The following is a 14,594-nucleotide window of genomic DNA, read 5'->3' as shown; positions in this document are numbered from 1 at the left end:
AAAACCTATCAGGAGGCATCTGATGAAACTGCGACTCTTTGCGTTAACCGCTCTGGTTATCGCTACCACTTTTGCCTGGCCTGACCTTAAACGCCCGGTGGTGCGTACCACCGATGGCGCAGAGCACATCGCCGGGCAGTTAATTCTGGAATTGAACCCCGAATTGCGGGGGAAACTTAACATCACCTCGGAAGACGGCATCGCCCTTTTTGGCATCCCGGCGCTCGATGCGCTCAACCGCAAGTGGCGGGTCAATGAAATTGCGCCACTCTGGCGCCGGCCCACTGTTGACCCGATTGCCCAGAAGTACGGCTGTGACCTGCAGTATCTAATTCAGTTTGATGTTGACCAAGCGATTGCACCGGTTGCCGCTGATTATGAAAGACTCTCTGAAGTCGCCTACACCTGCCCCAACGGCTATATGCGCTTTGACGAAGTGCCTGACGACCCCTACTACTCCTATCAGTGGCACTACACCAACCTCGGAGCACCAACCGCCTGGGAGGTAGCAAAAGGCAAAACCCGGGTGGTAAACTGTGTACTGGACGATGGCTTGGACATCTTCCACCCCGATGTTAAGGCAAACCTCTGGATCAACACGCCCGAAGATGTCAATGGTAATGGCCAGTTTGACACCCTGCCCTATCCGGACGGCGACCTTGACGGCATTGACCAGGATATGAACGGTTACGCCGACGATGTTGTCGGCTGGGACTTTCTCTACGGTGATGCAATCCCGATGCCTGATGGTTCAGACACCCACGGCACCCATTGCTGGGGTATCACCAATGCGGTTACCAACAACGCAACCGGTGTTGCCGGCACAACCTGGAACTCCCGGTCAATGGCGTTTCGCTGCGGCTCGGGTGGTGGAATATCCATCTTCGCCGCGATCGGCGCCATCTACTACCTTGTCCCGATGGGTGCCTGGTCCATCTCAATGAGTTTCGGCTCGGCATCGCCTTACCAGCCAATGGCGGACGCCTGTCAGTATGCCTGGGATTCGGGACTGGTTCTCTTTGGCTCGGCAGGCAACGACGGGCTGGAGGTGATGCGCTATCCTGCCTGCTACAACGGTGTTGAAAATGTCGCTGCGTCCACCTCTAACGACACCAGGGCATCCTGGTCCAACTATGGCACCTGGGTTGATGTCACTGCACCGGGCCAGGGGATTTACTCGACCCTGAGCCGCGCTGCCGGTTCTTACGGCTCGATGGATGGAACCTCAATGTCCTGCCCGCTTGCCGCTGGTGTTGCCTGCTGGATAAAGTCTTTTGACACCACCATCTCCAACGCCACCTGCATCCAGATGCTCCGCGACGCCTGCGACTCAATGCCTGACCCGCTTTACACTCAGGGAAAACTGGGAGCGGGCCGGGTGTCAATGGCAAATGTTGTTCTGCCCCTGTACTACTGCAATCTGACTTTGACCGGCTGGCGCTTTAACGACCAGGCCGGCAACAACAACGGTCAGCCTGACCCAGGTGAGACTGTTGCCCTGATTGTAACTTATGCCAACAGTGCGGGCTGGCGCAACGCCACCGGCGTTTCGGCAACACTCAACGCAATCGGAACCGATGTCACCGTGGTCAAAGGCAACGCCACCTTCCCGGACATTCCTGCCGGCTCAAGCGGCAACTGTTCTGCGGACTCGTTTGTCATCAGTATCGATGCCAGCGCACCGCCCCAGCGCATTCGGTTCCTGCTCACCGTGCACGCGACCCCGGACCCTGCCTATCCTGACACCAACTTCATCACGGTTTCCGGGTCACCCCGTGTTTTAATTGTTGACGACGATGCGGGCCAGAACTATGAGCGCTTCTACACATCGGCTTGCGACTCAAACGGCGTGCTCTATCGCACCTATTCGGTTCAGACATCGGGTTCGCCACCTGTGGACACGCTCAACCGTTACCCGGTAGTTATCTGGTTCACCGGTGACGCAACAAGTAACACCCTGACCGCAACCGACCAGGCAAATCTAACAGCCTATCTGAACAACAACGGTAAACTTATCCTCTCAGGTCAGAATATCGCCCGGGAACTGAACGGCTCCTCTTTCCTGAGCGACTACCTGCACGCCCAGTTTGTTGCCGACTCCACCGGCAAACCGTTTCTTCCGGGAATTTCGGGCGACCCGATAACCCGGGGCGACACAATGGTTCTTGCCGGTGGTGGTGGCGCGGGCAACGCCCGCTCCAGTGATGCGATTCGGCCGCTCGGTGATGCTGCGGCTTGTGCCCGGTTCAAAGATTACGCCGACACCACCGCCGCTTCTCTTATCCGCTACTCCGGCAACTACAAACTCGTTTTCTTCCCGGTGGCGTTTGAAGCAATTGACCACTCCTCCCGCTACCTCCAGCGCTGGACCCTGATTAAACGCATCTTCGAATGGTTTGGCGAAAGGCTGCCCGGTGTTGAAGACCTAACACCCATCTGGCATTCACGGCGTCCTTATACACTCCACATCACGCCCAACCCGATTAACCGGATGGCAACGGTTGAATTCACCGCGCCGGTTACCGGAACGGTTGAACTTTCCCTCTACACCCTTACCGGTGCGCTGAAAGCCATCCAGCGCAAACAGGTCAACTTTGGAGATTATGTAAGGATGAATTTGAGTGCCGCCGACCTTGCAAGTGGAACCTATCTTGTGCAGTTAAAAACACCGGCTGGTGTGTACGCCCAGAAGGCGGTGGTTCTCAAATAAGTTAACCGAACAAAAAATTGGGGCGGCGTGCTGCCGCCCCTTTTATTTTATCGACCCCGGGCAAGCCGTTCGGCAAGCTCTTCGGGCAAACCTGCCTGTCGCATCTTTTGCTGTGTTGCCCGGATGTCGTATCCCACACGATAAAAACTTACCGAGCGCTCGGTCATATTGATAATCAAACAACAAGCCCTGGTGTCACCATCACGCGGCTGACCCACACTGCCGGTGTTCAGCAGATATTTAGCATCCTCCCGAATATAGAAGCCATCAGCCTTTTTTAATTGAACCCGGCTTCCGGAAATCCGTTCCACCGCCATCGGAATGTGTGTGTGGCCCACAATGCAGATGTCCTGGGTAAATGCCCCCATCTCACCCGCCACATCCTCAAGGCTCAGCAAATAATCCCAGCTCGACGGGTCCGATGGCGCAGCGTGTACCATATGAATTGGACCGAACTGGTAAATCAGCGGTAAATTTCCCAGATACTCCCTTTGCGCCGCGCTCAACCGCTTTTGCGTCCACTTAATCGCAAACCGGGCTGAATGGTTAAAAGAGTCAATATCTGTTCTTCCCAGCACACCCCATTCGTGATTACCCGCAACCGTTTTTGCCCCGATTTTTTGCAACTGCTCAATGCACCGTTCCGGGTCCGGGCCATAACCGACGATGTCCCCGGCACAAAGCACAGTTTGCACACCCTTTTCGTTAAACAGTTGTAAAACCGCGGTCAGCGCCTCCAAATTTCCGTGGATATCACTCAACACCCCGAGAATCATCGCCGCTCTCCCTTTGCCCCCCACAATGGTCTTTGTACACCCCGTCCAGAACCCCGTTTACAAACTTGCCGGCATTGTCGTCGCCAAACTTCTTGGCAATCTCCACCGCCTCATTGATCGCCACCTTGGGTGGTACATCATCAAAAAACAAAATCTCGGCGCAGCCCATCCGCAGAATCGCCCGGTCGATAAATGTCAACCGCTCCAGCCGCCATCGCTTCAGATGGGTTTTCAATACTCGGTCAATCTCTTGTTGATGCCTTTCCACCGTTTGCACGATTCGTCGCATATAACTCTCCGCCTCTTCGGACGGGTTTTTGCGGGCACAAATCTCCTGAATCACCGCTTCCGGCTCGTCCGCCACCAGGTCAAGCCGGTAAAGCACCTCAACCGCACTCTCCCGTGCCAATCGGCGCTGGGTCATCACGCCCTCCTGTCGGCGCGCAGTTCAGAAGGCACTGTGCCCTGGTTGCTCAGTCCTCAATCTTCAAGTTGGCAAGTTCAATTACCGCGAGCGCTGCCATCCAGCCCTTATTTCCCTGCTTGGCACCAGCCCGCTCCAGCGCCTGTTCCAGACTTTCCGCGGTAATGATTCCGAAAGAAACCGGCACTCCGGTCTCATACGAAACCTTTGCCAGCCCCTTCGTCACCTCAGCCGCAATGTACTCGGCATGCGGCGTGTCGCCCCTAATCACCGCTCCTAAGCCGACAATACCGTTGTATCGTTTAGAACGTGCCAGACCCAAAACCACCGCGGGCATTTCAAACGCACCCGGCACCCAGACCACATCGACACCCGCGGCGCCGTGCCGCTCAAAGCAGTCAAGAGCACCATCGAGCAACGCCCGGCTTATCAAGTCGTTAAACCGGGCAACAACAACGGCAAATCGCTTGCCGCTGGCATCAAGCCGGCCTTTAAATTCACGCCTTTCCATCACTCACCCCTTTCTCAATATCGCCCAAGATATGTCCCAGGCGGTCCCTTTTGGTAACCAGATAACGCAGGTTGCGCCGATTTGGTTTTACCACAATCGGCACCCGCTCGACAATCTTCAAGCCAAAACCCGCCAGCCCGACAACCTTGCGCGGGTTGTTGGTCAAAAGCCGGATTGACGACAGCCCGAGGTCACAGAGAATCTGCGCGCCAATCCCATAATCCCGTAAATCGGCGGGAAACCCAAGCGCCAGATTTGCCTCCACCGTATCCAGACCGCGGTCCTGAAGCGCATACGCCCGCAACTTGTTGGTCAAACCAATTCCCCGGCCCTCCTGCCTCATATACAGCACAACCCCGCACCCTTCACGGCTGATAATCCGCATCGCCTCTGCCAGTTGCTGCCCGCAGTCACAGCGTAAGGAGTGGAACACATCGCCGGTCAGGCACTGGGAGTGAACCCGCACCAGGACCCGCTCCTTTCCGGCAACATCGCCCTTAACCAGAGCAAGATGGGCATACTGCTCAACCTCATCCTCATAAACAATCAACTTAAACTCACCAAACTTTGTGGGCAAATTTGTTTCAACAACCCGGCGCACCAGCACCTCGCGCTGGCGCCGAAACTCAATCAGGTCTTTTATTGTCAGAATCTTTAGCCCGAACTTTTTTGCCAGTCGCTGCAACTCAGGCAACCGCGCCATCTTGCCATCATCCGCCATCACCTCGCACAAAACCCCGGCGGGATAAAGACCGGCAAGCCGCGCCAGGTCAACCGCCGCTTCGGTATGGCCCGCACGCACCAGCACCCCTCCGGGTCGCGCCATCAACGGGAAAATGTGCCCGGGTCGCGCCAGGTCGGTCGGCTTGGTCTTAGAATTCACCAGCGCCTTGATTGTCACCGCCCGGTCGTGTGCCGAGATGCCGGTTGTTGTGCCCCTGACCGCATCAACCGAAACGGTCCAGGCGGTGCCGTGCAACGCGGTGCTGTTCTGAACCGCGGGCAAAAGGTCCAGTTCGGCGCACCGCTCCGGGGTCAGGGCAACGCATATCAAACCCCGGCCATGTTTCGCCATAAAATTTACCTTGTCCGGTGTAATCTTTGCTGCGGCGCAGATTAAATCACCCTCGTTCTCGCGCGCCTCATCATCAACCACAATAACCAGCTTACCCTTCCGGAAATCCTGCAGAACCTCGGGCACGCTGGCAAAAACGGTGTCGGACAAGGACCTGCTTCTCATTTAATTATTAAAATACCACGACCCTTAGAAAAGTCAAGGACACCCTTATCCGGTCTTTTTTGTTTTCCCTTAGTCACGCTATTCAGCGAGAAGGGTTCAAATCAATTTGTGGCTTTAAGCAGCAACCTGTACCTGGGCATCTCTGAAGAGTTATTGCAAGATAGATAATCACAAAAATTCGACCGGAAGAAAATTAAACTCCGCCTCATAATCTTATGCCCCTCGGTTGTAAAACACCAAAAGCGGTTGGGCTTGGGCAAAAATTCCCCACCCCTCCTCTGCCCGGGAGTAATCCCCGGAATAGTCTCTTACACCCCAACATTTATCACCTGTTTCACCCCCTTTCGTATCACAATTAACTCACTTCCCGGCTGAATCAGAATACCTATCTTATTGATAACCCATAAGGTTACACCAAAGTACCAGCCGGATGCCAATCCCTGAAAAATGGGTACAGAAATCTTTTACGCTGTCATTTGGGTTCTGTGCCCCATTTTTTCTACTCTCAACACAACATCTGCTTCAATGCCCGCTGCGCTGAACCCTGCACAAGCCCTATTTCTTGCCCTGTCAACCTATCCAATAGGTTCAACTGTTCAATCTCTGTCCGAGTTGTACTCAGCTTGAATTACGCTGTCCTGCTGCACCGCGATAAATTGCTTGACATCATTGACATTTTCTGGCACAATATAATCAGGCTCGGATTGAACCATAAAGGCGTGGTGCTTATGACCATCTACTGCGGTCTGGCGACACATACCACCCTCCACCCCAATTCGGTGGAAAATTGTCTGATAAAATCCAATTCGGTAAAACACCTATAAACCAAAGGAGGTGCCAGAATGCGGCACAAGATTATTATCACACTCATTACACTGTCATTCGGACTAACCGGCTATTTAATCGGTGCTGGTTGGTCTAAAACATTTCAATTTTCACCCCAGTCATTTAATGTGGAACCGATTTACCAGGAGGGCAGGGCATTCTCTCTCCTTGTCCCCAAAGATGACCCGCAACTCAACCGTTATCGTCTGACGGTTGACTACACCCGGGAAACAGGCAAACCAATCCTTCCGGTTTACTCCTTCACCCTTGTCATCCCTCAGGGAATGAAACCGGGCGCAGTTACGGTCACGCCGGAAAACATTTTGACATTAACGGCAGAAAATCCACCCTTTCCGGCGCAGCCACCGGTACCGGTCTCACAGCGCAAACTGCCCGACTTTGTCGAGCCTGACCCCACTGTCTATCAGGGTTCTAACATCTGGCCCGAAAACCTGTTTTCAATCAGCCCGGTGGGTATCAAATCCGGGTTTAGGCTCGTCACCATCACCCTGAACCCGGTCCGTTACGACCCTAAAACCCGGTCTTACATCATCGCGTCAAGGTTGAAACTCTCGATAAATTACGAACCCGACCCGTCGGCTGAGAACATCTCGTTAACTGAAAAGCAGCAAAAACTTTTCTCGGCTGCAGTCCAGTCCATCGTTGCCAATCCCGAAGATGTCCTGCGTTATGCACCACCGAAAAAGGCGACCGACTTTGGCACCTACGACTATGTGATTGTCACCAACAGCACCCTTGAACCGTACTTCCAGCGCCTGGTAAACTGGCGGACCAGAATGGGTTACTCCACCGTTGTCCGCACCACCACCTGGATAAACAGTAACTACACGGGCCGGGACCTTCAGGAAAAAATCCGCAACTTCATCCGGGACTACTTTAACAACTACGGCACAATGTGGGTCCTCCTGGGTGGCGACAACAGCATTGTTCCCTCCCGCCAGGCACGTACCTACTGTGCCGGGGAAACCGGTAACATCCCGTGCGATTTGTACTATGTTGACCTGCAGTGGTCCTGGGACTCTGACAACGACAACATCTTCGGTGAATATGGCCAGGACACCACCGACCTGTACTACGACCTTTATATTGGGCGGGCAAGCGTTGACGACACCAATCAGGTGAAGACCTTTGTCAATAAGGTCATCACCCATGAAACCAACCCACCAACCGATTATCTGCGCCGCATCCTTCTTGTTGAAGCCTATCTGTGGAGCGGCTACAACGACTCAATGTGCAATGACTCTATCGCGAACCTTCTGCCCTCAGGTTGGTCAGAAGTGCGCATTCACTATCCCACCAACACCACGATGGTGCGCGACTCGCTTAACCACGGGTTCCAGTTCGCCCATATGGTGGGCCATGGCGACGATGTCGGCATCTACCATTACTCAACCGCCTTCTACTCAACCAGTGTCACCTCGGGTCACAACAATGGCTCGCGGGTTGGTTTAATCAACTCCATCGCCTGTTATCCGGGAAACTTTGAATACTCGGACTGCCTTGCCGAAGCGAGCCACAACTGTGCCACCGGTGGTGCCCTAAATGTGATTATGAACTCCCGTTACGGCTGGGGCACACCGCCCGTGCTTGGACCATCCGAAAAATTGGACATCCGCTTCTACGACTACTTCTTCAACCACGACACAATGCCCATCGGTCTAACCCATGCCGAATCCAAAGAGGTTTATCGGAGTTCGGCTAACGCCGGTGATGGTGCCTGGCGCTGGTGCTACTTTGAACTGAACTACTTTGGTGACCCGCTCCAGTTGATGTATGAACAGATTCCGGCGCAACTCGACGCCCAGTTCGCTTCACCCATCAATATCGGCATCCAGAACTTCACCGTGACGGTCCGGTCTGGCTCAAACCCGGTATCAGGCGCCCTTGTTTGCCTCTGGAAAGGCAGCGAGGTGTACACCCGCAACTACACCAACGCGGCGGGCCAGGTGACATTCTCCATCAACCCAACCACCCCGGGCTATCTCTATGTCACCGCAACCAAACCAAACTACCTGCCGGACCGGGACTCGGCTCAGGTCATTGCCACTAACCTTGATGTCGGGGTCAGCCGCATCATTCAGCCCACCGGTACCGTTGACTACGGCACGCCAATCGTGCCACAGGCGCGGGTTCGCAACTACTCGCCGGTTCCGGTCACAAACTGCCCGGTTCGCTTCACGATTGGCGCCGGCTACACCGCGGACACCATAATCCCTTACATTGGCGCCAACGACTCTGCCCTTGCCTCTTTCCCGGTCTGGACTGCGCAACCAGCGGGCAACCTTGCGGTCCGGTGCTCAACAATGCTCGCTGGCGACACCTATCCGGCAAATAACCGTATCAGCAGTTCGGTGTTTGTCCGTTATCGCGATGTCGGGGTGGTGTCCATCTCGGTGCCGGCAACGGTTGACTCCGGCACCGTGGTCCCGCTTCAGGCGACGGTACGCAACTATGGCAACACTAACGAAACCTTCCCCATCGTTCTGACGATTTCCGGCACCGGCTACAGCCAGACCCGCACCAAAACCCTTGCCGCGGGCGCGATTGACACCGTTAACTTCCCATCCTGGACCGCACTGCCGCGGGGTACACGCACGGTCCGGTGCTCAACCGAACTTGCCGGCGACAACAACCCGCCCAATGACCTTGCAACCGCCAATGTGTTTGTCCGGGTCCGGGATGTCGCCTGCACAAAAATTCTCTCACCGATTGGCAATGTTGACTCCGCTTCCACTTTGCCGGTTCAGGCTCGGGTCCGGAACTTTGGAAATACCACCGAAAACTTCCGGGCGATCTTCCGCATCACCGGCACAACCACCTGGCTTGACAGCGCGCTGGTGAACAACCTTGCCCCGGGTGAATCGGTTAATGTCTACTTTTCCAACTGGCTCTGCGGTCCACGCGGCACCTATTCTACCGCCTGCTCAACAAAGCTTAGCGGCGATTTGGTGCCCGCAAACGACCGTGTGACCGGCTCGTTCATTGTTGCGGTACACGACATCGCTGCCCGGGCGATTTTATCACCTACGGCTTTTATTGACTCCGGCGCTCTTGTACCGGTTCGGGTAACGGTCGCTAATCAGGGCTCGGTCCAGGAGAATGCCCGGGTTTTTGTCCGCATTGGCTCCTTTTACAACGACTCTTTGTCAGCGACAATTAACCCCGGCTCAACCGATACCATTAACCTTACACCCTGGCGGGTCAATGCGCCCCGCGGTGCCCTAACCGTCCTTTGCTCGGTCTATGTCGCCAATGACGCCAACCGCGCTAACGACACAACAAGGTCAAGTACAACCGTGCTGGTACACGATGTTGCGGCGGTCGCCATTGTCGCACCAACTGGTAGTGTTGACTCGGGCGCGGTAATTACCCCTCAGGCACGGCTTCGCAACCTCGGTTCAACCGGAGAAGTTTTCTTCTGCCGGTTCACCATCACTGATGGCTACCTTGCCCAGCTTTCAATCTCCCTGGCTGCCGGTGCCGATACGGTGATATCGTTCCCGGACTGGTACGCCAACACACCTGGGAGTTTCAGCACCCGCTGCACCACTTTGCTCTCGCGCGACCAGAATCCTCTAAACGACCGCGCCAGCGGAACGGTCAGCGTGGTTGGTACCGATGTTGGTGTGGTCCAGATTATCGCACCCAGCGGTGATATCGACCCGGGCGATATTACACCGGTTGCCCGCGTTGCCAACTACTCTCCCACTACCCGTTCCTTTAAAACATTCTTAAAGATAACCGGCACCTCAGGCACCGTGTTCTTTGATTCTGCACTTGTCAACCTCCTGCCTCAAGACTCAACCCGCGATGTCCAATTTTCAACCTGGACCGCAACTCCGGGGAACTATACCGTTCGTTGTTCAGTTGGGCTCGGTGACCCCAATCCCAGAAACGACACCCTTTCAACCACCTGTCGGGTGGTGATGCGGGATGTCGGCTTGGTTTCGATTTCGCCGCAGGGTGATATGCGACCGATGATTGTCTCACCTATCGCCCGGACAAAGAACTTTGGCTCAATTCCAACCGAGTGTCAGGTATTTCTGACCATCATCGACACCGTGAGCGGCAGTCTGATTTATTACGATTCTGCTGCCACCCCAGAACTTGCCCCGGGCGAAACCCGTGATGTGCGTCTGCCACCCTGGGCCGCAACCATCGGTTACTATCGGCTGATTGCTGCGGTGGTCGCGCCTGGTGACGCTGAACCGACAAACGACAGCCTGAATGTAAAAGTGCGCGTCTCACCTGGTGCCCTGGGCTGGCAACGCCGACCTGACCTTCCGCCTGGTGCCAATCCGGTAAAGCACGGCGGCGCCCTCGCCGGCATTGAAACCGACACCGCCCGAATCTACGCCCTGCGCGGTAATAAAACGCTCGACTTCTATGTATACGATGTCCAGACCGGAATCTGGCGTGCCCTGCCCGCAATGCCAACCGGCCCATCTGGTAAACCGGTGCGCAAAGGTGGTGCGCTCTGTTCCGATGGTGAACGGTATGTCTATGCGACAAAAGGCAACGGCACCCTTGAATTCTGGCGTTACGATATCATCGAAAACACCTGGACCCAACTACCTGATGTGCCCGCGGGCAGCAAAACCTTAAAAGGTGGCACCGGTTTAGCCTATGTCAACCGGAACAACAGCGGTTTTGTTTACCTCTTGAAGGGCTCTAACACCTTCGAATTCTATGAGTATTCGGTCGAAACCAACACCTGGGCGGCACGTGCTCAGGCTCCTGCCGGACCTTCTGGCAAAAAGTTTAAGTCTGGTTCAGCGCTCTGTGCCCACGGTTCAGAACAGTTGTATGCCATCAAATCCAAGGTTAACGAGTTCTATGAGTATTCGATTGAAGAGGACGCCTGGCATATGAAGACCGCGGTGCCTGAATATTCATCATCAGGTAAACGCTCCCGTTGCGGTGACGGTTGTGGCATCGCCAGTGATGGTAACAACACGCTGTATGCTCTTACCGGTGGTAATCGCAACTACTTCTATTGCTACAACTTAACGACAAACAACTGGTATGAGCTGTCAGAGATGCCCGAAGGACCTTCGGGTAAGCGCGTAAAGGCGGGTGGTGCGTTAACCTTCCTGCGGCGCCAGGTCTGGGCATTACGGGGTAACGGCACGAACGAGTTCTATGTTTACATCCCGGACACTATGAGCATCTTTTCGCCCCAAATGCCTCGTCGCAACGGGATAGCTGCCGAACCGGCACCGCGGATGGAAAATGCTAGCCTCCGGCTCGCACCCAATCCAGCACACCATATCCTGACAATTGCTTCACCTGACAATGCACCACTCACGATTGAACTTTTCAACGCCCTGGGCACACTGGTCAAATCCGCGCGTTTCGTTACCGGCTCAATCCATCAACTTGACATCACCGATCTGCCCAACGGCATCTATCTTGTCAGGCTCTCAACCCCGTCCGGTACTTTGCAAACAAGAAAACTGGTCATCCAGCGTTAAAATAAACATTAAACGACGCGGGGCGTCCTGATGGACGCCCCGTTTGCTTTAAAATCCGCTTTATTTCAGGGGACCAACTTCGGACTCAACCTGCGCCAACAACTCGCCTGAACTCACCAATTCTTTCAGCCGGTTGATATCGTACTGCAAGGGCCGGTCCTCTTCCAGTTTCTCAACCACTGACCTGATCGCTTGATACGCCCGGTTTGTCCCGACACCCAACTTTAGTGGTTTGCGGAACTCAACCGCTTGGGCACCAGCGAGTAGCTCAATCGCAATCACATACCAGGCGTTCTCAAGAATCTGTGCGGTTTTTCGGGCTGAGGTGAAGGACATTGAAACAAAATCCTCCTGATCAGCAGCAGCCGGAATTGAGCCGGTTGCTGCCGGCGCCGAAAGAATCCGGTTCTCACAAACCAGCATCCCCTGAGTGTACTGAGTCAGCATCAAACCCGAAAACATGCCGGCACCCCTGGTCAAGAAAGCCGGCAGCCCGACCGAAAGGTTGCGGTTTAAAAGCCGATTCGTCCTGCGCTCTGCCAGCACCGCAATCATTGTCACTGCGGTGCCGGTCAAATCCAGTGCCAGCGCCAGGGGTGTTCCCTGAAAGTTCGCTCCGGTCAAATATGCCTGGTCTTCCGGGAAAAAGAGCGGATTGTCACCAACTCCGTTTAACTCCGTCTCAAACATCTGCCGCGCCCAGCAAAGCGCATCCTTGGCACCGCCCACAACCTGGGGTGTTGACCTTAACGCATAGGCGTCTTGTACCTTTTTACCGGGTTGCTTCAGCATTTCCGAATCAGCGGTTAGACGCCGGATGTTCTCGGCACACGCGACCGCACCCGCATACCCCCGCACCTTATGAATCCGCTCGTCGTACGCCGCCATATTGGCATTCAATACCTCGAGTGTCAGCGCTGCTGCAACCTCAGAGGTTTTTATTAACCGCTGGGCATCGAACAGTTCCAGCGCGCCCATACCAGCGGTCATATTGGAACCGTTAATTGTTGCCAGTCCATCCCGGGCTTCAAATTCAATCGGCTTGAGTCCAGCCGCAGCGAGCGCTTCCGCACCGGTCATCCGCCGCCCTTGAAAAATCGCCTCACCCTCACCTAATAGCACCAGCGCCATCTGGCTCATTGGCGACAGGTCGCCACAGGCGCCCACCGAACCCCGGTCAAAAACCACCGGTGTCACCCCGCGATTGAGCATCTCCACCAGAAGCTCAACGACCGCCAGCCTGATACCAGAATGCCCGTTCGCCAGCACATTAATCCGTGAGCACATCGCTGCCCGGACAACCTCTTCCGGTAGCGGCTCCCCACATCCGGCAGAATGGGAATAGACCAGATACCGCTGAAACTGCCTAATCTGCTCTGGAGACAAAACAACCTCGGAAAGTTCGCCGATACCGGTTGTAATGCCGTACATCACCGCCCGCTGGCGGATTTTCTCCTCAACGAACTCCCGACATCTGTTTATCCGCTCGCGCGCCCCGGCCGAAAGTTCAACCTTCTCCCGGTCCCGCGCAACCCGCACAATGTCTTCAATTTTCAATCCTTTGCCATCCAGCACTATTGCCATAAAACTCCTCCTTTTAACCTTTTCCCTTGATATTTTTCAACATATCTTCCACATGGCTTCCGGGCCAGTAAATCCTCCGGCATTTGGGGCAGCGCCGAAACTCGTAATGAATTTGATAAATAAAAAACGGCACTGCGGGCCTTGCCTCATCCCGGCTTATCCTTGCCAGTGGCTCATTGCAAACCAAACACCGGGATAGCAGTCCGGTTTCTTCCTTCTTTTCTAAGACAACCTGTTCCAAACCGAGCCGGGGTTTTAACTCTTCAACCTGCTCTGCCGGTTTCTCGCTCTGAACCAGCATCACCCCGGGCAACTTTTGCAATCGCCGATTGCGGGTCAGAAAAACCCGGCCTTCAGCGCGGGCATCGCGATACGCTGCCATCCCGCTTCGGTTCCGCTCATACCGAACATCCAGGCCGTACAGCCGTAACTTCTGTGCCAGTTTACCGAGCATTACATCACAATAGAAGCGCGGTTTTTCCGATTTTCCGCCCGTGCGTGACTGGTTGTTTTTCACCTGACTTAAATCTACCCGACTCCGGTTAAAAAATCAAGCCTATTCAGCCAAAATGGGCCGTGCAGGATTCGAACCTGCGGCCACCGGGTTAAAAACCAGGTGCTCTGCCTGCTGAGCTAACGGCCCAATCCTATTCCGGCAAAGTGCCGGAGGCCGGAGTCGAACCGGCACGACCCTAAATGGGTCAAGGGATTTTAAGTCCCTTGCGTCTGCCTATTCCGCCACCCCGGCAAACAGACCAAAGGCGGCACGGGGATTTGCACCCCGGAATTGCGGTTTTGCAGACCGCTGCCTTGCTGCTTGGCTATGCCGCCAGAAAAAAAGCGGGAGACGGGATTTGAACCCGCGACCCCCACCTTGGCAAGGTGATGCTCTACCAGCTGAGCTACTCCCGCACTCAAAACCGCGACCAGATGGCCCCAACCGGAGTCGAACCGGTGCCTTCACCTTGAAAGAGTGATGTCCTAAACCGCTAGACGATGGGGCCCTTTGGCCCATCACCCTTAAATATA

Annotated in this window: 9 protein-coding genes and 5 tRNA genes; 2 read left to right on the top strand and 12 right to left on the bottom strand. The window is 55.0% G+C overall.

The annotated features are described in order from the left end of the window. Positions 1-22 precede the first annotated feature (22 nt). The gene (locus tag HPY86_04120) at positions 23-2,710 is read left to right on the top strand and encodes a S8 family serine peptidase (GenBank protein NPV14098.1); all 2,688 of its coding nucleotides are present in this window, start codon (positions 23-25) and stop codon (positions 2,708-2,710) included. A gap of 47 nt (positions 2,711-2,757) precedes the next feature. Here HPY86_04120 and HPY86_04115 read toward each other — a convergent pair whose 3' ends face one another. From HPY86_04115 to HPY86_04095, 5 genes are all read right to left on the bottom strand, one after another. Beyond that, a complete protein-coding gene (locus HPY86_04115; GenBank protein NPV14097.1) occupies positions 2,758-3,486 on the bottom strand; it encodes a metallophosphoesterase in 729 nt (242 codons plus the stop codon). Further along, positions 3,464-3,910 (bottom strand): transcription antitermination factor NusB, encoded by a 447-nt coding sequence (gene nusB, locus HPY86_04110; GenBank protein NPV14096.1) that lies wholly within the window; start codon positions 3,908-3,910, stop codon positions 3,464-3,466. The genes HPY86_04115 and nusB overlap by 23 nt, the downstream gene beginning before the upstream one ends. A gap of 49 nt (positions 3,911-3,959) precedes the next feature. Beyond that, the gene (locus HPY86_04105; GenBank protein ID NPV14095.1) at positions 3,960-4,421 is read right to left on the bottom strand and encodes a 6,7-dimethyl-8-ribityllumazine synthase; all 462 of its coding nucleotides are present in this window, start codon (positions 4,419-4,421) and stop codon (positions 3,960-3,962) included. After that, positions 4,408-5,661 carry a bifunctional 3,4-dihydroxy-2-butanone-4-phosphate synthase/GTP cyclohydrolase II gene (locus HPY86_04100; GenBank protein NPV14094.1) on the bottom strand — a complete coding sequence of 418 codons (1,254 nt, stop codon included), beginning with the start codon at positions 5,659-5,661 and terminating at the stop codon, positions 4,408-4,410. The genes HPY86_04105 and HPY86_04100 overlap by 14 nt, the downstream gene beginning before the upstream one ends. Before the next feature lie 596 nt (positions 5,662-6,257). After that, positions 6,258-6,479 (bottom strand): hypothetical protein, encoded by a 222-nt coding sequence (locus tag HPY86_04095; GenBank protein ID NPV14093.1) that lies wholly within the window; start codon positions 6,477-6,479, stop codon positions 6,258-6,260. 24 nt (positions 6,480-6,503) lie between these two features. Here HPY86_04095 and HPY86_04090 point away from each other — a divergent pair, with 24 nt between their 5' ends. Then, positions 6,504-11,981 carry a T9SS type A sorting domain-containing protein gene (locus HPY86_04090; GenBank protein ID NPV14092.1) on the top strand — a complete coding sequence of 1,826 codons (5,478 nt, stop codon included), beginning with the start codon at positions 6,504-6,506 and terminating at the stop codon, positions 11,979-11,981. Positions 11,982-12,041: 60 nt separating this feature from the next. Here the strand turns inward: HPY86_04090 and hutH are convergent, their stop codons facing one another. The 7 genes from hutH to HPY86_04055 form a co-directional block, all read right to left on the bottom strand. Then, positions 12,042-13,565, bottom strand: coding sequence for a histidine ammonia-lyase (gene hutH / locus HPY86_04085; protein ID NPV14091.1), 1,524 nt, complete (start codon positions 13,563-13,565; stop codon positions 12,042-12,044). Positions 13,566-13,578: 13 nt separating this feature from the next. Further along, positions 13,579-14,082, bottom strand: a complete 504-nt coding sequence (locus HPY86_04080) for a hypothetical protein (protein NPV14090.1) — start codon at positions 14,080-14,082, stop codon at positions 13,579-13,581. Positions 14,083-14,135: 53 nt separating this feature from the next. Continuing rightward, positions 14,136-14,208, bottom strand: a tRNA-Lys gene (locus tag HPY86_04075). An 18-nt stretch (positions 14,209-14,226) separates the two neighbouring features. Further along, positions 14,227-14,313 (bottom strand) — tRNA-Leu (locus tag HPY86_04070). Positions 14,314-14,324: 11 nt separating this feature from the next. Continuing rightward, positions 14,325-14,396, bottom strand: a tRNA-Cys gene (locus tag HPY86_04065). Between the two features lie 8 nt (positions 14,397-14,404). Continuing rightward, positions 14,405-14,477 (bottom strand) — tRNA-Gly (locus HPY86_04060). 19 nt (positions 14,478-14,496) lie between these two features. Further along, positions 14,497-14,569: transfer RNA gene (locus HPY86_04055), tRNA-Glu, on the bottom strand. Positions 14,570-14,594: the final 25 nt, after the last annotated feature.

The sequence above is a fragment of the candidate division WOR-3 bacterium genome (genome assembly GCA_013177935.1).
Lineage (GTDB): Bacteria > Hydrothermota > Tepidihabitantia > Tepidihabitantales > Tepidihabitantaceae > Tepidihabitans.
This window is presented reverse-complemented; position numbering and strand designations above follow the sequence as displayed.

What these genes read in the sequence shown, in the direction of transcription:
- HPY86_04120 (NPV14098.1), top strand. Translation starts at nt 23, where the DNA reads ATGAAACTGCGACTCTTTGCGTTAACCGCTCTGGTTATCGCTACCACT.
- HPY86_04115 (NPV14097.1), bottom strand. Translation starts at nt 3,486, where the DNA reads ATGATTCTCGGGGTGTTGAGTGATATCCACGGAAATTTGGAGGCGCTG.
- nusB (NPV14096.1), bottom strand. Translation starts at nt 3,910, where the DNA reads ATGACCCAGCGCCGATTGGCACGGGAGAGTGCGGTTGAGGTGCTTTAC.
- HPY86_04105 (NPV14095.1), bottom strand. Translation starts at nt 4,421, where the DNA reads ATGGAAAGGCGTGAATTTAAAGGCCGGCTTGATGCCAGCGGCAAGCGA.
- HPY86_04100 (NPV14094.1), bottom strand. Translation starts at nt 5,661, where the DNA reads ATGAGAAGCAGGTCCTTGTCCGACACCGTTTTTGCCAGCGTGCCCGAG.
- HPY86_04090 (NPV14092.1), top strand. Translation starts at nt 6,504, where the DNA reads ATGCGGCACAAGATTATTATCACACTCATTACACTGTCATTCGGACTA.
- hutH (NPV14091.1), bottom strand. Translation starts at nt 13,565, where the DNA reads ATGGCAATAGTGCTGGATGGCAAAGGATTGAAAATTGAAGACATTGTG.